The sequence below is a fragment of the Nocardiopsis sp. KDC1DS13DA1 genome, from assembly GCF_055632325.1.
The window spans coordinates 85,240-105,249 of the sequence record NZ_JBVMUY010000006.1; the positions used below are offsets into that span (position 1 = coordinate 85,240).

Annotated in this window: 16 protein-coding genes; 6 read left to right on the plus strand and 10 right to left on the minus strand. The window is 68.9% G+C overall.

Annotated elements, in window-relative coordinates; translation table 11 throughout:
* Positions 1–526 precede the first annotated feature (526 nt).
* From ACTVAJ_RS05905 to ACTVAJ_RS05930, 6 genes are all read right to left on the minus strand, one after another.
* A complete protein-coding gene (locus ACTVAJ_RS05905) occupies positions 527–1,594 on the minus strand; it encodes a C40 family peptidase (protein WP_470387036.1) in 1,068 nt (355 codons plus the stop codon).
* Complete coding sequence (locus tag ACTVAJ_RS05910) at positions 1,591–2,442, minus strand: replication-relaxation family protein (RefSeq protein ID WP_470387037.1); 852 nt, start codon at positions 2,440–2,442, stop codon at positions 1,591–1,593. The genes ACTVAJ_RS05905 and ACTVAJ_RS05910 overlap by 4 nt, the downstream gene beginning before the upstream one ends.
* Positions 2,435–4,789: a type IV secretory system conjugative DNA transfer family protein gene (locus ACTVAJ_RS05915; protein WP_470387038.1), complete on the minus strand. Its 2,355-nt coding sequence runs from the start codon at positions 4,787–4,789 to the stop codon at positions 2,435–2,437. The genes ACTVAJ_RS05910 and ACTVAJ_RS05915 overlap by 8 nt, the downstream gene beginning before the upstream one ends.
* The gene (locus ACTVAJ_RS05920; RefSeq protein WP_470387039.1) at positions 4,786–6,468 is read right to left on the minus strand and encodes a VirB4 family type IV secretion system protein; all 1,683 of its coding nucleotides are present in this window, start codon (positions 6,466–6,468) and stop codon (positions 4,786–4,788) included. Before ACTVAJ_RS05920 ends, ACTVAJ_RS05915 begins: the two co-directional genes overlap by 4 nt.
* Positions 6,469–6,626: 158 nt before the next feature.
* The gene (locus ACTVAJ_RS05925; RefSeq protein ID WP_470387040.1) at positions 6,627–7,592 is read right to left on the minus strand and encodes a PrgI family protein; all 966 of its coding nucleotides are present in this window, start codon (positions 7,590–7,592) and stop codon (positions 6,627–6,629) included.
* A gap of 24 nt (positions 7,593–7,616) precedes the next feature.
* Entirely contained in the window at positions 7,617–9,215 is a 1,599-nt protein-coding gene (locus tag ACTVAJ_RS05930; RefSeq protein WP_470387131.1) for a hypothetical protein, read from the minus strand.
* Between ACTVAJ_RS05930 and ACTVAJ_RS05935 the strand changes: the two genes are divergently transcribed.
* Positions 9,156–9,389: a hypothetical protein gene (locus ACTVAJ_RS05935; RefSeq protein WP_470387133.1), complete on the plus strand. Its 234-nt coding sequence runs from the start codon at positions 9,156–9,158 to the stop codon at positions 9,387–9,389. The genes ACTVAJ_RS05930 and ACTVAJ_RS05935 overlap by 60 nt on opposite strands.
* 74 nt (positions 9,390–9,463) lie before the next feature.
* Here ACTVAJ_RS05935 and ACTVAJ_RS05940 read toward each other — a convergent pair whose 3' ends face one another.
* From ACTVAJ_RS05940 to ACTVAJ_RS05955, 4 genes are all read right to left on the minus strand, one after another.
* The gene (locus ACTVAJ_RS05940) at positions 9,464–9,898 is read right to left on the minus strand and encodes a hypothetical protein (RefSeq protein ID WP_470387041.1); all 435 of its coding nucleotides are present in this window, start codon (positions 9,896–9,898) and stop codon (positions 9,464–9,466) included.
* An 83-nt stretch (positions 9,899–9,981) separates the two neighbouring features.
* Positions 9,982–10,806: a sigma-70 family RNA polymerase sigma factor gene (locus tag ACTVAJ_RS05945; RefSeq protein WP_470387042.1), complete on the minus strand. Its 825-nt coding sequence runs from the start codon at positions 10,804–10,806 to the stop codon at positions 9,982–9,984.
* A 686-nt stretch (positions 10,807–11,492) separates the two neighbouring features.
* The gene (locus ACTVAJ_RS05950) at positions 11,493–11,978 is read right to left on the minus strand and encodes a hypothetical protein (RefSeq protein ID WP_470387043.1); all 486 of its coding nucleotides are present in this window, start codon (positions 11,976–11,978) and stop codon (positions 11,493–11,495) included.
* Positions 11,975–13,471, minus strand: coding sequence for a helix-turn-helix domain-containing protein (locus ACTVAJ_RS05955; RefSeq protein ID WP_470387044.1), 1,497 nt, complete (start codon positions 13,469–13,471; stop codon positions 11,975–11,977). Before ACTVAJ_RS05955 ends, ACTVAJ_RS05950 begins: the two co-directional genes overlap by 4 nt.
* A 111-nt stretch (positions 13,472–13,582) precedes the next feature.
* Between ACTVAJ_RS05955 and ACTVAJ_RS05960 the strand changes: the two genes are divergently transcribed.
* The 5 genes from ACTVAJ_RS05960 to ACTVAJ_RS05980 all read left to right on the plus strand — a co-directional run bounded on the left by ACTVAJ_RS05960 (position 13,583) and on the right by ACTVAJ_RS05980 (position 19,992).
* Positions 13,583–14,116, plus strand: coding sequence for an ATP-binding protein (locus ACTVAJ_RS05960; protein ID WP_470387045.1), 534 nt, complete (start codon positions 13,583–13,585; stop codon positions 14,114–14,116).
* A gap of 115 nt (positions 14,117–14,231) precedes the next feature.
* Positions 14,232–15,440: a methyltransferase, FxLD system gene (gene fxlM / locus ACTVAJ_RS05965; RefSeq protein WP_470387046.1), complete on the plus strand. Its 1,209-nt coding sequence runs from the start codon at positions 14,232–14,234 to the stop codon at positions 15,438–15,440.
* 31 nt (positions 15,441–15,471) lie between these two features.
* Entirely contained in the window at positions 15,472–15,627 is a 156-nt protein-coding gene (locus tag ACTVAJ_RS05970) for an FxLD family lanthipeptide (protein WP_470387047.1), read from the plus strand.
* 67 nt (positions 15,628–15,694) lie between these two features.
* Positions 15,695–18,718 (plus strand): lantibiotic dehydratase, encoded by a 3,024-nt coding sequence (locus tag ACTVAJ_RS05975; protein ID WP_470387048.1) that lies wholly within the window; start codon positions 15,695–15,697, stop codon positions 18,716–18,718.
* Complete coding sequence (locus tag ACTVAJ_RS05980) at positions 18,715–19,992, plus strand: lanthionine synthetase C family protein (RefSeq protein WP_470387049.1); 1,278 nt, start codon at positions 18,715–18,717, stop codon at positions 19,990–19,992. The genes ACTVAJ_RS05975 and ACTVAJ_RS05980 overlap by 4 nt, the downstream gene beginning before the upstream one ends.
* Positions 19,993–20,010: the final 18 nt, after the last annotated feature.

Here is a 20,010-nt window from a genome sequence, read left to right on the forward strand (position 1 = left end):
TCAGGTGGTGGATCACGCCTCGGTCGGTGCTGCTATCACCGTCCGAGGCGGCTCTCTGTTTGGGTTGTCTTCTCGACGATGGCGTGCTCGTGTTTTGGGCCGGAGAGGTGTCAATGACCCCGAATGTCGGCCGCCCCTCGGAGCTGCGCTTCCTCACCCCGCCCGACACGACGCGATCAGCTCTGCTATCTGGTGTCAGCCCCCGGCGAGGACAGGTCGAGGTGGATGTTTCTCAAGCCGCATACAGGCATGGCGAATGACCCCATTTCAGGCATACGAATAAGACCGGATAATTAGGAATGGTCGTGTTCACCCGGGATGACCAGCGGGTTTGATGTTTCCCCATACTCGCGAGAAGTTTCAACCCGCTTGGTTCAGAAAAGTCATGGCACACGAAAAAAGATGGGCGCTCGACACCGCCGTCAGGTGTGAGGGACTCAGCCGTCCCGACAGAAGTCCAACACGTCGTGGGCGCGGACACCCCCACGCAGGGGGTGTCCGCGCCCACAGCGGCGGTGGGGGGCTGTCAGCCCGGTCGGACGGCCGCCACGAACCGGGCACGGTAGTACTCGCCGTTGACCGGCTCGACCCGCACGAACCGTCCCGTTCCTGGGGCGTTGACCATCTGCCCGTCGCCGACGTACATCGTCACGTGTGAGGGCGACCCACCGGGTGCTCCGGTGTCATAGAACAGCAGATCCCCCGGCCGCACCTCCTTGAGCCCGACGCGCCTTCCCGCGTGGACCTGGTCGGTGGTCACCCGCGGAAGGCCCACACCCGCCGCCTCCCACGCCCGCATCACCAACCCCGAGCAGTCGAACGTCCCCGGCCCCGTGCCACCCCACAGATACGGCTTACCGACCTGGGCCAAAGCCCACTCCACCGCGACCCGCCCCTGCGCGCTACTGGCCTCCGTCCCCGAACCGGGTGCTGAGGCCGAGTGGGCGGCCAGCTCGGCGTAGGCGTCGATATGCCCCCTCACCTCCTCCACGTAGGACGCCGAGCGGTTGTAGCGCAGTAGCGTCGCCTCGAGATCGTCCTCGTCACCGAAGTCCACGACCGTTGCGTGCGGGTTGCTGACGCACAGGTACACCGCCGCACTCCACGCCGCGTCGACGACGTTGTGCGGATCCGCGACGCCGTCACCGATGGCGTCGAAACCATGGGACGCCCAGGTGGATGGGAGGAACTGCATCGGCCCCACCGCCCGGTCGAACTCCACATCCCCGTCCCACACCCCGCCGTCGCTGTCGGTGTGCGCCGTCGTGTTGCCCCCGGCCCCCGACCCGTCCAGACGAGGGCCGATGATCGGCGGGTGCACCCGCCCCTCCGAGGAGATCTTGTGTCCGGCCGCGTGGTTCGACTCAACCTTCCCGATCCCGGCCAGGACGGGCCACGTCATCCCCACACACCCCGGATACTCGACCTCCAACTGCCCCGCCGCTTGGGCGTAGGCGCCCAATACCACATCCGGGATCCCTTCCACTTGGCCGGGAACGGGAGCGGCCCGATGCTCGGTGTCCGACAGTGCGCCGATGAATACCGGCACCACCAGGAAGACCACCCCCGCCGCACCCATCGCGAGTCGGATCACCCTCCTCCCTGCCCCTGCTCGGGGAGGGGGTGGCGGCGGGCGATGTCCACCAACCTCAACCGGTCTCCAGAACCCGAGGAGCCCACGATCCGCCACACCGCTTCTGCCGGTCCCTGCCCGGTGATCTGAGCATGAGTGGTCACATACACCCCGACCGTTTCGGAGACGTCCTGGGCCAGCGTCGTCTCCACGTGCTGGGCGCGCTGGTCGGAGTGGACCGCGAACAGCACGATCGAGGGCACCTCGCGGTGCCGTGCCAGGTTCGCGTACCCCACCATTTTGCGGCGGACCTTGGACAAAGGCTCGGTCCCGGTGTCGTACTCGAAAAAAGCGCGCAGGACGCTCTCCTCCTGGCGCCAGCGCACGTAGCCGTCCGGGCGAATGCGTGACCCCCACTGGCGCGCGCACTCGCGCTGGCCGTACCAGCGCACCAGCTTCCCTGGTCCCCGGCCGGCCTCGGCGAAACGCACGAAGCTCTCGGCCAGCCCCTCGATGTGCCCGAGCTGCCTGGAGTAGCCCAACCGCTCTGCTTGGTCGGAGTGGAAGTCCAGGTCGGATACCTGGACGTGGCGGTGGTAGGCCAGCAGCTCCGCCCCTGTGGGGGCGAGGATCCAGTGGTCGGGGAGTTTGCCTCGCGGCGTGTACCGGCGGAACCGGTCCAGTACCCCGTAGCGGTGCAGGAGCTGCAGACGCCGCCTGGCCCTCCGGGCGCACGCTTCGGGAAAGTGCACCCGGGTGATCTGATGGGTGGTGAGCGTCTGGTGGTCATGGACGTCGCCCACGATCGCCATGTCGCGTTCGGTCAGCCGGGTCATCAACGACACCAGCGTGTACCCGTGCTCAGTCATCCAGCAGCTCCTCACCGAACTCCTCCGACGAGGCGGCCTCGTCTGCCGTCTCCGCGCCATGACGGCGCGCGGCTTCACGGACCTGCGTCGCCCGACCCGGGATCGGGGGTGGGAGGGGGCGGGTGCGCACCGTCGCCGCCCCCTGTTCCTTCGCCTCCACCAGCGGGCGCACCGCCGCCTGGTAGGCGCCCAGGTTCGTCAGGTCGTAGTCCCCCAGCACCGGCAGCGTGTGCTGGCACAGGCTCGCGGCGTCGTCGGGGGAGGCGGTGAAGTAGACCTTCGTGCGCGCGTTCGCCGACACCGCCTTACGCAACTCGGCGGGGAGCTGTCCGAGCTCCTGGTGGGCGAGCGTCAGTCCGAGCCGGTAGCCGCGGGCCTCGGCCAGCATGTCCTCCAGCGACCCGGGCAGGTTCAGGAAGTTCTGGCACTCATCCACGTACGCGCACAGATCGCTGCGCCGGTGTTCGGGGGTGTAGATGCGTGCGGTGACCGCCTGCCACGTGGCTGCCAGCGCGAACGACCCGATCAGGCTGGAGGTGTCCTCACCCAGCCGTCCCTTCGGCAAGCGGAGCAGCACCAGGTGGCCGGTGTCGAACAGGGTCGGCAGGTCGATCGTCGACGGCCCCGACGCGACCACCTGGCGCACCCACCGGCGCAGCAGCGCGGTACGCAGCTTGTTGAGCACAGGCCCCGTGACCGCCGAGCGGGCGGACTCGGTCAGCGCCCCGTACCAGCCCCAGAAGTCGGCCAGGGCGGCGTCCACGCCGGACTTCTCGGAAACCAGCGTCATGACCTGCTTGCGCAGAGCGTCGTCAGCGAGCAGGCGCGGGATGTGCCCGAGAGTGAGGGTGGGATCCTTAGCCCTGGTCAGGGTGAGTGTGGCGGCGCGCAGGATGTCGTCGGTCCGAGGACCCCAGTAGTCGGAGTAGATGCGGCGGAAGATCCCCACCACCGTGTCCGAGACGAAGTCCGGGTCCCCGCCCTGCAGCAGGTTCAACCTCGGCGGTGCGGCGTTGTCGTCGGGGTCGAACAGCACGACCTTGTCGATGGCGTGTTCGGGCAAACGGGCCAGGATGTCGGTGACCAGGTCCCCGCGCGGGTCGATCACCAGACCGGCCCGGCCCGCCTCGGCGTCTTGGAGCACCATGTTCGCCAGCAGGGTGGACTTGCCCGACCCGGTCTTGCCGAGGATGTGGGTGTGCTGGCGCGACTCGGCCACCCCCACCGCCACCGGACGGTCAATTCCGGCGTCGGCATCGCCGATCACCCTGGTGCCCTCACCTCCCCGCGGAATCGCGGGCGAGGGTGCGGCCGGTCGAGCCCCAGCGCGGATCAATCCCGGGACCGTGCTGTCGGTGGGCAGGTGAGCCACCCCTGCCAGCTCGCTGCTGGTGAGCAAGAACCCGCAGCCCAGGAACCGGTTGGTCGCCCACCAGGCGGGCTTGAGCATGAAGCGGCGGTCCAGGTGGTTGGTGCCCGAGGTGAACGCCGCGAAGCTCGAGGCCACCCCATGCGCCCGCCCCCGCAGCCGTTCCTTGGCGGCTTCGCCCTGGTGGGTGGTGGTGAGGATGTAGGCGACATCGCACGCCAACCGAGGGCTGGACGCCTTGGTCAGGATCGCCCTCACGTCATCCCCCGTCCCAGGCAGCATCGCGGGTCGGGGGCGGGTGCTGCCATGGACGGTGGGATCCACGGCATCCAGCAACGTGGTCGCCAAACCAGGGTGGCCGTGTAGGCGGGCCGCCGCCTGGCGGGCCCGGGCCAGCCGCCAGCCCGTCGCCGGACGCGCGGTGATGCGCACCAGGACGTGCTCGCCCTCGGCCAGGTCCTCCAGCGCTCCCAGCAGAGGGCGGGCCGGGTCGGTGGTGAACTTCGTGCGCAGCGGGAACACCTCAGCCCGACCGAGCCGCAGGTGTCCCCCCGTGGTGTAGGCCTCCTCCGGGAGCGGGGATGCGTCGGGGGTGAGGTGGCGGGTGGAGGTGGTGGCGCCGGGCCAGGCCGAGCTGATCGCCCGCTCGACCGCGCCCGGTGGGACGGTCCCGGGCACCCACACCTGAAACCGCACCCCAGCAGCGGAGGCCACAACCTCCAGCGCGAGGTGGGGTTGGATCAACCACCGCGACCAGCGGGGCTTGAGCAAGCCCAGGGTGTGGTTCCAGAACTCCGTGGCGTTGTCCAACGTGGCCTGGGGCGGGGGCAGGATCTCCACCATCCGCGCATCCTTCGACAGGTAGCGGTGGCGGGCCCACCTCACCTCCAACACCGCCGCGACCACCAGCGCACCGGCCGTGGGGATTGCGCCGAGCAGGAGGAAGAACCCTCCATTGAGCAGGAAGTCGACCATCATGCCTCCGACCCGTCCCCGAACCTGTCGGTGCTGTGGCCGGAGACCCCAGATTCCGGCCCATGTTCTGCTCGTTTCTCTGCTTCCAGGGCTGCGAGTTCTGCCGGATCGGAGGTGATCAGCCGATGCTCGGCCGGTGAGGCAATCGGGTGGAACCCCACCCGCTGGTGCCCGGCAACCAACAGCGCGCTGCCTCGTGCGGCGGTGGCGACCAGGTGGGACTCTCCCGCCGAGAGATGGAAGGTCTCGGTCACCTGGTCGAGGTTCTGCGGAGCCTGTTTGAGCAGGATCTGGGTGGCGGCGTTGGCGACGACCACCCGCCCCAGGTCGGTACCGAGCACGTCCCCCACGTCCTGGGTGATCAGGGTCAGCCCCGCCCAGTGCTTGCGTCCGGCCTTGGCCAGGCGGGCGAGGTAGCGGGCCGCGGCCGGATCCTGGAGCAGAAGCCAGGCTTCGTCCACCACGACCATGCGCGGCCCCGTGCGGGTGCTGGTGGTGACGTTCCGCCAGATCGCGTCCAACGCCAACAACACCCCCACCGGGCGGGTCTCGTCGGGCAACTCCTTCAGGGAGACCACGGTCAGGTGCCCGTCCACCTGGCCGGTGGAGGGCCCGTTGAACAGGGCCGCGTGCGACCCATGGACGAAGGGATCCAACCGGTCCGCCAACCGCCCAGCAGCCTGGCCGAGGTCATCCCCCGTCCCGGGGTCGGTCGCGACCTCCTCCAGCGCCGCGGACAGGTCCGCGAGCACGGGTGCAGGCCGTACCCAGGTGGCCGGGTCCCGGGTGATCCCAGCCTCGGCGTAGGCGGCGATGATCGCCCGATCCAACACCGCCTTCTCCGTAGGGGTGAGTTCTCCAACCATCGCGGTGATCAGGGTGTGCAGGAACAGCGCCCGGTTCGTGAAACCCTGCGCGTCGACCTCAACGGCTGAGAGAGCAAGGGGGTTCAACCGGTCTTCCTCCGCCCCCAAACGAAGGGTGGTGCCGCCCACCGCGTCAGCCAGACGGACGTACTCGCCCTCGGGGTCGATGACCGCGACCTGCACCCCCACCAGCAACGACCGCAGGACCTCCAGCTTGGCCAGGTAGGACTTGCCCGCCCCGGAGCGGGCGAGGATCACGCTGTTGTGGTTGTCCAGGCCACCGCAGAACCGGTCCCAGGCCACGACACCGGAGGAGTGGGTGTTGGTTCCATAGACCACCGTCGTCTCCCCCAGGTCCGCGACCAGCTCCGGCGAGGTGAACGGCAACAACGTGGCGACGGCGTCGGTGTCCATCAACCGGCCCATCCCCAGCACATCCGTGCCGAGCGGGAGGGTGGAGATCCACCCCTGCACCGTCCGAAACGTCGCCGGGACCGCGTCCACCAACAACGAGGCACACAGGGCGTGCACCTGCCCCAGTTCGGCCTCCAACGCCTCCACGGTGGGGGCGTGCACCGTGACGTACACCGCCACCTGGAACAACCGGCCCTGTCCGGTAGCGATGCGGTCGGCGATCTCAGCGGCATCCATCGCCGCCGTCACCTGGCGCGGATCCTCCACCCTCCCCTGGGAGGCGCTGGTGCGGTGCGCCGACTCCAACCGCGCCCGCCGCTTACGCAACCGGGCCGCCGCGGTCGGTGCCGGGACCGGGACCAGGTGGAAGGCGATGTCGAGCTGCCCAGGGTAGGTGAGCAAAGGTTCGGCCCACCCCGCACTCACCTGGCGCGGAAACCCGACCACCGCCAGGGTCTGACACACCCCGCCCTCGACCTGAAGGTGGCGTGCCCCCACTCCGATGGCGGGCCCTCCCAAAGCGGGCGACCCGGTTCGTGTCCAGGGCTTGTGGAGTCCCATCAACGCTCTCCTCCCTCTCGTTCGTGTGCGTGTTCCTCGCGGTGGTCGGTGCTGGGGTGGTGATCGACATCGTGGCCGGTAAGCCCCGTTGCTGGGGAGGCCATCGCCTGGCGCAGGACCTGCTCCGCCTCGACTCCCGCCAGGACGTGGGTGCGGATACCGAGAGTCGCGAGCCGATCAGCGGTGTCCTGTGCGGTGCGTCGCAGAGCCGCCCCCGCCCGGTGGGCGGAACCGGTGGCGGTGACCACAACCACCACCTGCTGATGCGACAGCTCGTGAGTGCGGGCCAGCTCGTCCAGGAAGTCGGCGTGCGCCACCGCGGCTTCGACCAACGCCCGATGCGGCAGATGGCTGGTGTTGTCGCGGACCATCGCGGTGAAGGACGACAGGTCCGCCCTGCGCCGCTGCACCAGGACCTGCACCGGCTCGGACAGCGCGTCCACCACCCCGGCGAAAGCGGCCAGGGTCTGGTCCTGCTCACGCCCCGAGGCGAGCTGGAACGGCAGCGTGGTGCAGGAGATCATCACCGCGCACCGCCCACCCAGGTCCACCACCCCGTCCGGGGTGATCGCTGAGGCCGGGAGGCGAAGCGGTTCCAACCGGGGACTCGAGCGAAGGCGCGGGGCCCACCCGGGCACGCGTGGGATCTCCCCCGACGGAGCTGGGACCAGGTGCTTGGGGGCTCGTGCCCACGCCAGCGCGCTGGCCGCGACCCGTTCCAGGCCCCGGCCGTCGCGCTCGCCCAAGGCGACGGCGATGGCCACCCCCAGGACCGGGGCCAAGGCCAGGGCGAAGACCCACAGCGGCACCGCCTCACGCAGCAGCAGGTAGGCGCCCCATGCACCGAGTAGGACGGGGGCGATGATCAGGCACTGGCGGGCGGTCAAGTTGAACAGGACGGGTTCGCTCCGGTCGATGTCGGCGGGGATGCGCCCCTGCCACGACGACGGCTCCTCAGAAACCACGCCGATTCCTTCCTCGTCGGACGATCACTGCGCGTTGTTCTTGGGGCGCGGGAACAGCCCGTACTGCTTCCACCTGCGTTTGGGGTTGGGGAACAGGGGCCGCTGTCCCTTGACGTGCGCGGGCCGCCTCGGCTCGCCCTGCTGCCTCACCCACACGTCCGCCACCCGTTCCGGAGCTCGCCGCCCGGGCACCCGCACAGGCGGCGGTGTCGGCAACACACCCTGGCGCCACCGGCGCTGAGGAGGTGCTCCCGCTGCCGACGGCCCCGCCTGCGGCGAAGCCGGGCGGCCGAACAGCACCTGCTGCCCCGTCCTCGGTGATCCGGGCATCCGTCCTTCCACCAAGGCCCGGCGCGGCGGGGCGGGCGCCCCCACACGGGGGTCAGGAACCGGGGGCAGCGCCCGAGGCCCCGGCAGGCCCGGTGGTCCGGGCGGGCCACCCTGGGGACGAGGCCAAGGCGAACCTCCGCCCGGCCCGGAGAGCGCGAGTCGGGGGCCGGGCAGGGCCCCGATGGGTTCGGGCACCTCGTGCCGGGGCCGGTACCACCACGCCTGCGGCTGCAAAGGCTGGAGTCCGGAAGGCGGCCCGGGCTTGTAGCGGGGCAGCTTCCTGCCCGGGGTGCGGCCCGGCCAGCCCAGCTGGGGCCATTTCAGTCCGAGGTTGAGCCCGTGGGTGAACACCCCGGGCATGCGCAGGTTGCCCAGGGACCGGAAGGCCAGCATCCACGCCAGGTTCCGCACCAGGGCGGCGATCGGTGAACTCCCCGGATGGGTCGGCTCCCAGATCAGCTTCTTCACCCAGGCCGGGATCCGGATCTGCGTATACAGCAGCACCAGAAGCAGCATGATCTGCAGCAGCCAGTCCGCTCCGCCAACGTCGTCGGCGGTGGGGTTCAGGGCGCCGAAGAGGGTCATCTGCCCTTCGAAGAAGAGCCGCATCATCGTGATGAACACCAATGACTGGGCGATCGGGATCGCGCACAGCCCCGCCATCAACTTCCACCACAGCTCGGCGATCCGGTTGGTCTGCGGCAGCGCATGAAACATCAACAGGACCGGCGCGGCGATCACCAGCACGATGACCGTGCAGATGCGCACCGCCTCGGTGACCATCCACACCACCAGCAGCACCACCGCGACCACCAAAAGCAGGATGGTGAAGACCACCGCCTCGGCCAACAGCACATCGAGGCGGTCCCGGAAGTTGACCGCCGCTTCGCGGGCGTTGATGCCATCAGCACCGATAGCCGCCGCCACACCGTTGGACAACCGCACGATCTCCGTGGACACCCACAACGAGGCGTTCGCCGCTACGAAGGCGAACACGAGGCGGGGCAGGATCTCGGTGGCCGAGTAGCGGTCCTGGAAGGTCCGGTAGCCCATGACCACCAGACCGCCTGCCACCACCAACAACACAAACAGGACATTCGCGGTGACCAGGATCCCGGCGTGCAGCCCCTTCATCCCCTCGGACGGCAGCGGGGTGTGGAACGCCTTCTCGGCGAGCCACCCCAGGGCGGGGTTCAACCCGCTGATGACGAAGTCGGCGAACCAGTTGGACACATGACAGCCCGGATCGACCAGGCCGCAGTCGAACACGTTCCCGTCAGTGTCCAGCTCCACCGCATCCTCGGCCGGATCCGGCCCGCGCAGGGGTGGTTCGCCCTCGCGCGTGTCCTCCGGGGGTGGGAGCGGATCATCGGTGATCTCCCGCTCTGGTGCGGGCTCCTGCACCGGTTCGTTCTCCGGTTGCGGGTTTGGCTCCACGTCCTGCGGTGGTGGCAGTGGGTCATCTGAGGGGGGAGGCAACGGCTCATCCGCAGGCAGAGCTGGGCCGGACGGGGCCTGCCGCCTCCACCACTCTGCGGGGCTCACTCGCCGCCCCCGCCCACGGCCACGATCCAGTTCAGGACGTCCATCAACACGGTCGCCAGGACCGCGATCCCGTACCCGATCGCCGCCCCCGACAGGGCGCGCTTGGCCCCATCGATCTGCCCCGGTTCACCGTTAGCGACCAGCCACCGCACCCCCGCGATCGACAAAAACAAGGTGCCAAGCGCCGACGCGAGGGCGATGAGCACCAACCGCACCCGATCCACGACCTGACGCAGCTCGGCGGTCGACTGCCCCGCCCCCGTAGCCTCACCCCCACCTTCACCAGCGTTCTCGGTGTCGGTGGCCCACGCCCACGAGGCGTCCTCTCCCACCATCACCCACCACACGGCCACCCCAACGGCGGCCAGTGCCACCGCCGCCCACCGCCACTGGATTCTGCGCTGCGGTGTGTGCGCACCCCTCGTCCTCACCCGGCCTCCTTGGACCTCGCTCCCTGGCGGGGAACCAGACCCCGCCGGTGTTGCGGCGGGGTCTGGTTCCCGAAATCAACCTCCTAGGAAGCCACCGGCCAGGGCCGATGCGACAACGGGCGCCCGGATTTCATCGGCACGACCTCGGCGGGCGGCGTCCGGTCGACGCCAGCGGTGTCCACGAGCGCGTCACCGATGGCGACCTGCCCCGTGCGTATGGCTGTGATCAGGCGTTCCTCGGCGCGCTCGCGTCGCTTCGCGCACGCCTTGTAGGACACGCCCAGCTCGTCAGCCACCCGGGCCAACGACACCCTCTCCAGCCGGGTGCGGGCGATCAGTCGGGCCTGGGCCGCCGAGAGCACCCCCACCCGGACCGCGGCGACCAGCAACAGGTCGGGGTTGCCCGCCACGGCACCCCGGCAGGTGGCCTGCTGGCCCGCAGCTCCGGCCGGAGTCGGCGCGTCCAGCTCGCGTTTGCGCACCGAGAGCGCGCTCCGGTAAGCGGGACGGGTCAGGTACCAGACCAGGCGGGCGTAGTCGGTGTTGATGGTGCGCACCTGGCGGATGGTCTCGGCCAGGATCGCCGACTCCACCTCGGCGGCGGACCCCCGGGACAGACCTCGGCAGGCGCGTCGGGCGGCGTTCCTCAGCGCGGGCATGCACAGCCCAAGAGCGCCCACCATCCAGTCCTGGGAGTGCCGTGCGGCGCGGATGGTGTGCCGCCACACCTCATCGCGCACCGCGTAGGGGGTGTCCTCGCCCATCAGGACGTCACGGAGTTCGTACAGCGAGTAGGTCCGGTCCTGGAGCCAGGGATGGATCTGGCCTCCGTGCAGGGTCAGGTGGGTGGGTGCCAGGTGAACAAAGCGGGTCTCAACGACCGCCAGCGGTGATGGCGCAAAGGCCACGGGCGCCTCCTCGAATCGCAACGAGAAACGACACCCGCATCAAAACAAACGCGATTCTCAGCAGACACTCAGAATGTGATCACCGAACGCTCAGCCCATACTCATGAGGAACTCACCAAGGCAAAGAAACAGTAAAGTTCGGGGGTTGAGCAGCAGCCAGATCCACAAGCCTTCACCCCTGCGGACCTCTCGCTCACTCATGATGACCTGCATAGACGTCAAGGTGAGCAGTCCGCGAGCATCCTCTCAGGCGACCCTCACCCACACCGCTCGACAGGCCGGGGAAGATTCTTTCGACACGCGCGACGGAGAGCCCGGTGAGGTGTTTTTCATCCCGCGACTTCGGGATGCCGCTCCCGTACTCATGATCTACTCACATCGTCGTCATTCTGTGCTCACTCATGAGGTGTGGCTAGCGTGATTTGCCACAATACGGCGGCAAACCCACCGAGGCGGGTGTCTGCCCACCGAACCGAGGCAGGATCAAACACGGGGTTCTTCCCGAACTCGTTCTTCTGTTCAGCAGTAAGGCAAGTTCGGGGCGCTCACCTTTGTGAGTGAAACGTTTTCCTTCCGTGGCCGACCGTGTGGCGTACTTCGAGCAGCATTGCCGGTCAATGACCTTGACGAGCACTGGCCCGAACACGGACGAGGTTCGGGCCTTCTGCTGCACGCGACTCTTCGGTCTACTTCTCCCGCGCCGTCCCCGAGGGCCAGATCACGTCCACTGGCACCCCACGGTCGCGCGCGGCCTCAACGGCGTCCCCCGTGCCGCCCTTACCGTCGGAGGGCTTGCCGTCCCAGACCGCGAAGAGCCGGTCGATTCCGCCGAGGACAGTCTCGTTGGCGTCCTCGTAAGCAGCCCGTCCAGCGGTCTTGTGCGGCATGTAGCGCACGAGCGTGGAGCGCATCAACAGATCGTCGAACTGGTCCAGGTTATGCGGCTTGACCTTCGTCTCCCGGTAGTCGACGGAGGGCAGGACGACTTCGAGCTGTCCACCGGCGGCGAGCACGGCCAGGGCGAAGAGCTGGTCCGCCCCGCGAGCCAGGCAGGAGACACCAACAAGGGTGTCATCGGTGTAGGAGGTCAAGGCGTCGTCCAGGGCCTTCTGTACCAGAGGGACGCTGTCGGCCGTCAGGTTCGAGTGACCGGTGATCCCAATGCGTGTCATGCCAGCTCCTTCGCGTTCGCCTGTTCGGCCAGCAGCGTAGTGGAGAGCTCTGCACGGGTCGCGGCCACGGAGGGTTCGCGGTGGAAGGCGGCGGCTTCCCGGTACCAGTCGTGGAGGCGTCGTCGCACGCGTCCGGAACCGAGGTCGCGTTCGAGGTCGGCGGCCCGGTTGATGACCCGAGCGGCCTCCTCCGGCTCTCCGAGTACGAGGTAGGTACGGCCCAGGCCGATCAAGTCGAACGCCCTGTTCCTCCGTTTGGCTGGGGCGCGCAACCGGAGGGCCTGATTGATGTAGGTAGCCGACGCCTGCGCGTACCGGTGTCGGGTGGCCTTGTCGTCCTGGGTCAGGGCGAGGTCCCGGTAGCGGGCGCCGACGACCCCCGCGAGTTCGGCGTGGTCGAAGTTGCGCGCCCAGGCCGGAAGCTGCTGGGCGGCTGCGTCGCTGAGAAGGTCTTCAGCTTGGGCGACCGATCGGGTGTAGGCCGCGGTGCGCCCCATATTGGCGTAGGACCAGCCCTCCCGGGTGCGTAGCAGAGAGAGAACCGGCAACGGTGCGTTGTGCGTTTGGGCGCTGTCGAGGGCGATCCGGGAGATGTCGAGGGCGTCCTGGGGGTTGTGGGTGTCGAGCATCTGCCGGGCTATGTCGGCGAGGACCCCGACGCCGTACAAGCGGTGCTCGGGGCCTGCTTGGTGGACAGCTCGTAGTGCGAGCGTGTAATAGCGCTGCGCGGTTGGGTGGTCTCCGGCGTCGTAGGACATCGACGCCGCGATCTTCGACAGTTCGGCCATGACGACGAACAGCCGTTCCTGCACCGGGGCCGGTTGTCCGGTCTCGGCGAGTTCGGAGACTTCGGAGAGTTGACCGACGACGGCCTTGCGGCGGATACCCAGGCGCCATCGGTCGTCCCAGTGCCGGAGTGCGGCGGTGGCGGCCTCGATCCTCTGGAGCTCCGCTTCCCCGAGTGAACCACGCCTGTGGTCGAGGATTCCGGATGTCGGCAGCAGCCAGTGTTCCAGGGTTTCGGTGAGCGCTGTGCCGATGACGAGCGTGCCACCAACGGCCAGGGCCTCTCTACGTTTCATCAGGTCCTTCAGCGTGATCTCGGCGATGTCGTCAACAGTCCTGGACGCTGACCATAGATCACCCGAATCCGCAGGTGGAGAACCGGATGGGGAGTTGCCGCCGGGGTATACGCCGTGTGCATCGGCGAGGCCGAGCAGCCTGCGGCTCTCGTTGGGCATGCCGAGGCCGTCTGCCAAGCGCTGCCAACTCCGGAACGCCGTCACCTGTTGCCGCCCCGCCATGATCCGGCTGACGTGCGGTTGCGCGAGGTCGACGGCGGCGCCGATCGTCTGCTGGCTCGCGCCGCAGTACTGGCGGACGAGTCGGAACAGGGCCCCGGCGTCGTGGTCTTTCAGGGCGTGCACGACGTTGGTGCGGGACCAGAAGGTCAAGGGGACGAACAGGCGCTGCTGGGGGTGGGGGGCACTCATTCCATACCGCCTGTGTATATCGCTGCGGAATTCCTTGTGTGCTGGGTCACGACGTTACATCGCGGTGAGACTTCCCGTCCCGGAAAACAACCGTCCTGCCGAGGTGAAGAGATGGCGATCGTTCTCGCCCAGCCGTGCACACCGGCCCCGCTGCCACGGCGCATCCCGCCCATCAGGCCCGGAGGGTGCGCGGTGGAGTACGGGTCTGACCCTCGTCTTCTGAAACAGGCCCGGCGGTGGGCGTGGACGGCCAGTCGGCTTCCCCGAGACCAAGCGGACCCGGTCGTGAGCATCGTGGACGAGCTGTTCTCGAACTCCTTGCGCCACACCGCATCCGGGCTGCCCTACGGCACGACCTGGTTGGAGATAGTGCCCTACACCGACCGGGTGCGCATCACGGTTATCGACAGGGGTACGCCGCCGGGATGCTCCCCGAGAGAGCCGCGTCTGCTCACGGCCGACGGCGACGGAGTTCCCTCGGGGTTCGGTCTGCACCTCGTCGACAGGTTGGCTGTTGCCTGGGGGTGGTTCGGGGGTCCACAGTCCCACACGGTGTGGGCCGAGGTCGTGCGACCAGCCACTGGCCATAAGACGCTTTCCGTGGCAGAAGCTCGCAGGCTCACGCAGGCGAGGGGCCGACGCTAAGAGAGCTTCTGAGGATTCGGCCGCATCCATGAGGTCGAACACGGCCATCAACCCACACCCCAATACCTGCACTGCTACGTTCAGCCACCATCCGAACACGATCGAGAGGATTTCTGTGCCTGACGACAAGGCCCACGAACTGCGCGCGGAGATGGTCGACACCCTGCTCCGCCTCCAGCAGGAATGGGGAATGCCCCCCATCTCCCCCCAGGTCGAAGCCGTGCTGCGGAAGGTCCCCCGCCATGAGTTCGTGCCTGAGGAGTCGCTGAAGGACGCCTACGCGACCGACTACGCGGTACCCGTCAAGAGTGCCGAGGACGGGCTGATCACCAGCTCAATGTCGGCGGTACGAGTGCAAGCCATGATGCTCGATCAGGCCGGTCTCGAACCCGGTATGCGGGTGCTGGAGATCGGCAGCGGCGGCTACAACGCTGCGCTGATCGCCGAGTTGGTCGGCCCCGAAGGTGAGGTGACCACCATTGACATCGACCCCGACATCACCGACCGTGCCCGCCGCTACCTCGACGTCACCGGATACAAGGACGTGCGTGTGGTGACCGGTGACGCCGAGTACGGTGTCCAGGAGTTCGCCCCCTACGACCGGATCCTCGTCACCGTGCGGGCCTGGGACCTGCCCCCGGCCTGGGCCGCGCAGCTCACCGGCAGCGGCCGCCTGGTCACCCCGATGCGACTGCGCGGCGTGAACCGCACCGTCGGACTCGACCGCGTCGGTTCCCACCTGGTCAGCCGCCCCGATCACCACCTCGTGGTGTTCGTGCCCATGCAGGGCGCCGGAGCACACGAGGAACGCGGCATTCCCGTACAGGGGGACGACATCGCCCTGTATGACACAGAGGAGCCTGTGGACGTCGCGGTACTGGCTGAGGCCCTGCACGGCCCGCGCAGGGAGTTCTGGCCGGGGATCGAATTCACTCACCCCGACCGGATGCACCTGTGGGCAGCGATCCACGTCGACCGGTACGCCATGCTGCACGTGGCTGGCGACGTTCTCGACCACGGTCCCGCCGGGCCCGTAGCCCGGCAACCGGTCCCGGTGGTGCTCGGCGACGACGGAAGCGTGGCCGTTCGGGTCAAGCGCGAACTGGGCGATGGCCGGTTCGAGGTCGGGGTGTACGCCTACGGCCCCCACGGCGAGGACGCCGCCCAGGACTACATCGACATCCTCCGCGCCTGGGATCGCCGTAAGGATCCTCTGGCGCGTATCGAAGTCTGGCCGGCCGATACACCCGACGCCGACCTCCCAGCAGACCGGGTCCGGGTCTTGGACAAACCGCACACGCGCACCGTCCTGTCCTGGCCCTGAACACACCCCTCTATCCGAAAGGAAGGCAACCATGCGGACGCTGCAGGAACACCACCAGGTCGACGCGGACGGGTTCGACCTGGACGTCGAGGTCGTCGAGGGCGGCCCCAAGCTGGACGACCTGCTCAACCTGACCGGCGATGGCTGTGGCACCACGTGCCAGAGCGCCTGCACCTCCTGCCCGTAGCCGTGACACACCACCACTGAGCCCGGTGCCGCCGCCAGCGGCACCGGGCCGTACCTAAGGAGTGCTCGTGCAGCCCCGATTCACCGCACACCGGACAGGGCTGGTGCGCGCCTCCACGCTCCCCAGCGCCCGAGACCTTCCCCGGTGGCCCGAGGCACCCGCCGACAGTCCCGATCACCGCAGTGAGTGGATCGCGTGGTTGCGGCAGGTGCGCGACCATCCGGTGGTGGGACCGGCGATTCGTGAGGCCAGCCCCGCCCTCGTCCAGCGGCTCGACCGGATCTGCCGCGACGGCGGCCACGGCCGCGACATCGCGCGGGTGTCCCGCTCGTGTGCCCGGTATGTGCTGCGTTCCCAGAGCCGGGCCACACCGTTCGGTCTGTTCGCCGGGGTCGCCCCGATCGCGTTCACCTCAACCGTGTCCGGGGGAATCGGCGATGACCACAGGCCTGTGGCACGGGTGAACGCCACCTGGATCGATGCGGCCGTCTCCCGCCTGGAGTCCTGCGCAGAGGAGTTCACCTCCCGCTTGACAGTCGTCATCAACGACCTGGTCGTGGTCAGGAACGGGCGGATCATCGTCGAACACCGCCCGCGTTCGGGTGCTGACCGCGGTACACGCTCGTCGCTGCGCCTGACCGCACCGCTGCGTCTCGTCATGGAGCTGGCCGCCACCCCCATCCCACGAGCAGAGGTGGAAGCCGCGCTGGCCAGGGCGTTCCCAGGCCGGGAAGATGCGGCCCGCACCATGGTCGACACACTCGTGGACCACCGTGTGCTGTTGACCTGCCTGCACCCGCCCATGCATACCCCGGACCCCCTGGAGCACCTCACCAGAGCGACGCGGGATGCCGATGCCGACCGGTATTCGCAGGCCGCAACGATCCTCGCCCGCCTGGACGACGCCCACCAAGCCCTGTGCGACCACAACGACGCGCCCACCACCAACGGCCGCGCGGCCGCCGCCGAGCGAGCGCACGAGGCGCTGGCGAAGGTGACGCCCGAAGCCGCCTCGGCCGTCGTCGACCTGCGGTTGGACAGCGATCTGACCCTGCCGCGCACCGTCGCGTGGCAGATGCAGGGCGCCGCCGCGGTTCTCGCGCGCCTGGCCCCCGAGCCGCGAGGCACCGCCGTATGGCGCGACTACCACCGCCGCTTCCGTGAACGGTACGGGGTCGGCGCGAGGGTGCCGGTGGCCGAGCTGACCGACCCCGACCGCGGGCTCGGCCTGCCCGTCGGGTTCTACGGCTCCCGGCTGTCATCGCCGCCCGCCCAAGCGGTGTCCGACCGCGACATCGCCCTGCTCGATTTGGCCCAACGCGCCACCTCTGAAGGTGGGAACGAGGTCGTGGTGGACGAGGCCGTCCTGGACCGCCTCGGCGCCCCGCCCGAGGCTGTGTGGCCGCACACCGAGTTGCGGGTGCGCGTTCACGCCACCAGCCGAGAAGCACTCACCAATGGCGAGTTCCGCATCGTGGTCGCTGGAGTGTCCCGTGCGGCGGGTACCACCGTCGGCCGCTTCCTCGACCTGCTCCCACCGGCCGACCGGGACGACCTGACCAACCTCTACCGGCGTCTACCCTCCCTGAGGCGGAATGCGATCACCGCTCAGCTCACCTGCCCCACGAGGTCCGGGCGCGGAGACCAGATCTCACGTACCCCCCGTGTGCTGGAGACCACGCTGGCCCTGGGACAACACCATCCGTCAGAACCGGACTCCCTACGTCTGGACGAGCTCGCCGTCACCGCCGACGCACGGCACCTGCATCTGATCTCGACTCGCCACGATCGACCTGTGGAACCGGTGGTGTTCAGCGCGATCGAGTTCACCCGCGCTGCCAACCCGCTGCTGTGGTTCCTCGCCGAACTGTCCTACGCGCGTGTCACCGTGCCCGTTCCCTTCTCTTGGGGAGCCGCTGGTCATCTGCCGTTCCTGCCCCGGGTGCGATGGCAGCAGTGCGTCCTGGCCCCCGCCCGGTGGCGGCTGGACGCCTGCGACCTTCCCGACCCCCGAGCGTCGTGGCGTGAGTGGGCCGACCACCTGAACCGGTGGTGCACCACTCACCGCGTACCGCCCCGAGTGGAGTTCGGGGACAACGACCAACGCCTCCACCTCGACCTGCACCAGCCCGCGCACCAAGACCTGGTGCGCACCGCGCTGAACCGCAACGGCCGGGTGTTCCTGCGTGAAGCCCCCACCAGCCAGGACCTGGCATGGATCGGGGGCCGTGCCCACGAGATCGTCGCCACCCTGACCACCGAGCTCCCTCAGATCCCGGTTCGATCCCGCCCCGGCTCGGCCCACCCCCGCGTTGCCGAGCACCTGCCCGGCGGCCCCGGCTGGTGCTCGGTGAAGCTGTACGGCCACCCCGACCGCACCACCCACCTGATCACCGACGAACTCCCCAGGCTGGCCGGTGCCGGAGCACCCGAAGCGTGGTTCCTGCGCTACCAGGACCCCGACCCCCACCTACGCCTCCGGATCCGGATCGATGGCCCCGACCAGCTTCGGGCCGTGCACTCCTGGACACGCGACCTCCGTGAGCGGGGCATGGTCGCCACCGTCGTCCACGACACCTACACCCCCGAGTCCGGCAGGTTCGGGCCCGGCGCCGCGATGGCCGCTGCCGAGGCGTTGTTCGTCGCTGACTCCCGCGCCGTGGCGGCCCAGCTCTCCACCACCCCAGACGAGACCGGCACGCGGGTGTGGGCGGCTGTGAGTATGACCGACCTCGCTCACCACGTTCTCGGGGACGAGCTCGCCGCCCGTACCTGGCTCATCGCCCACGCGCCTCCGGGCACCACCGACCGGGCCGAAGCCGTGCGGACGATTACGCTCACCAACCCCAACCTGGAGGGTCATCCCACGCCGATCCAGGACGTCTGGCGTCAACGCGCCGACGCCGTACACGCCTACGTAAAGGCCCTCATCGACCTTGGCCTCACCGCTGAGGACGTGCTACCGGACCTGCTCCACCTCCACTCGACACGCCTGTTCGGCCCCGACCCCGACGCCGAGCGGTCGTGTCTGGCGCTGGCACGGGCCGCTGCCCTGAGTTGGAACGCCCGCATCAAGGAGACCGCTCCGTGAACGACACCACGACCGCTGTCCAGGCAGCCACCACGGCGGAGCGGGCGCACGCCGCCGCCCAGACGATCCTGGACAGCCTCGCCGACCCTGACCGGGTGCAGTTCTCGGCGGCGGCTTCGCCGCTACGGACCCGTCCTGCCTCGGTGGGCGGCGGGGCCGCGGGGGTGGCTCTGGCTCACATCGAAGCCGTGCGCGCTGGCCACGGATCATGGGACACCGCCCGAACCTGGCTCACCCGTGCACTGTCCGTGCCGGTGAACGGCGGGGACACCGCCACCCTGTGGTCCGGCGCCCCTGCCTTGGGCCTGGTCGCCACCATCGCCGCAACCTCACCCACCCACCTGGCCACCGCACGCAAACGCCTCGATGAGGCCACCGCGCGTCTTACTCAGCACCGGTTGAAGCAAGCGCACGCACGGATCAACTGCGGCGAGCGCCCGCTCCTGGCCGAGTTCGACCTCATCCAGGGCATGGCCGGGCTGGCGGTGTATCACCTGCACAGCCACCCCGACACTGAGATCACCCGGCAGGTGCTCGCCTACCTCGTCCGCCTGTCTCTGCCGCTATCCGAAAGTCCCGACCAGCTTCCTGGCTGGTGGACCGAACAATCCCCCCACAGCCGTGTCGAACCGCAGTTCCCCGGCGGCCACCTCAACATGGGCATGGCCCACGGCATCGCCGCCCCGTTAGCAGTACTGTCGCTGGCGGCACTGCGAGGAGTCACTGTCGACGGGCACGTAGAGGCGATCGAACGGATCTGCTCCGTTCTCGACACCTGCCGTCATACCGGTCCCGCGGGGGTGTGGTGGCCCTACTACCTCACCCCCGAACGATGGAGCAGCGGCCCGAGCACCAACGCCTCTGTTACCGGCCAGAGGCCCTCCTGGTGCTACGGCACCGCCGGTCTGGCCCGAGCCCAACAACTCGCCGGGCTCGCCCTGGGCGACGACGACCGACGAGCCATGGCTGAACAGGCGATGGCCGACTGCCTGCGCGACGACGACCAGCTCAATACCCTCACCGAACTCGGGCTGTGCCACGGGTGGGCCGGGCTCTTGCACTGCGCCTGGCGCATCAACGACGACTCTCCCGACACGCCTCTGACAGCGGACCTGGACCGGATCGCCGCCTGCTTCCTCACGCGTCTGGAGCTCGACAACGGCCAGGACCCGGAGTTCCTCGACGGCCGCGCCGGGATCGCGCTGGCCCTGCACACCTATGCCAACGGCGTCGCCCCTGGTGTGCCGTGGGACGCCTGCCTCGCCCTGGCCTGACACCCCCTTAGGAGAACC

Excerpts from the sequence above, each read along its gene's own strand:
- ACTVAJ_RS05910 (WP_470387037.1), bottom strand. The coding sequence starts at position 2,442 with ATGACTGAGCACGGGTACACGCTGGTGTCGTTGATGACCCGGCTGACC.
- ACTVAJ_RS05915 (WP_470387038.1), bottom strand. The coding sequence starts at position 4,789 with ATGATGGTCGACTTCCTGCTCAATGGAGGGTTCTTCCTCCTGCTCGGC.
- ACTVAJ_RS05935 (WP_470387133.1), top strand. The coding sequence starts at position 9,156 with ATGACAGCCCGGATCGACCAGGCCGCAGTCGAACACGTTCCCGTCAGT.
- ACTVAJ_RS05950 (WP_470387043.1), bottom strand. The coding sequence starts at position 11,978 with ATGACACGCATTGGGATCACCGGTCACTCGAACCTGACGGCCGACAGC.
- ACTVAJ_RS05955 (WP_470387044.1), bottom strand. The coding sequence starts at position 13,471 with ATGAGTGCCCCCCACCCCCAGCAGCGCCTGTTCGTCCCCTTGACCTTC.
- ACTVAJ_RS05960 (WP_470387045.1), top strand. The coding sequence starts at position 13,583 with ATGGCGATCGTTCTCGCCCAGCCGTGCACACCGGCCCCGCTGCCACGG.
- ACTVAJ_RS05970 (WP_470387047.1), top strand. The coding sequence starts at position 15,472 with ATGCGGACGCTGCAGGAACACCACCAGGTCGACGCGGACGGGTTCGAC.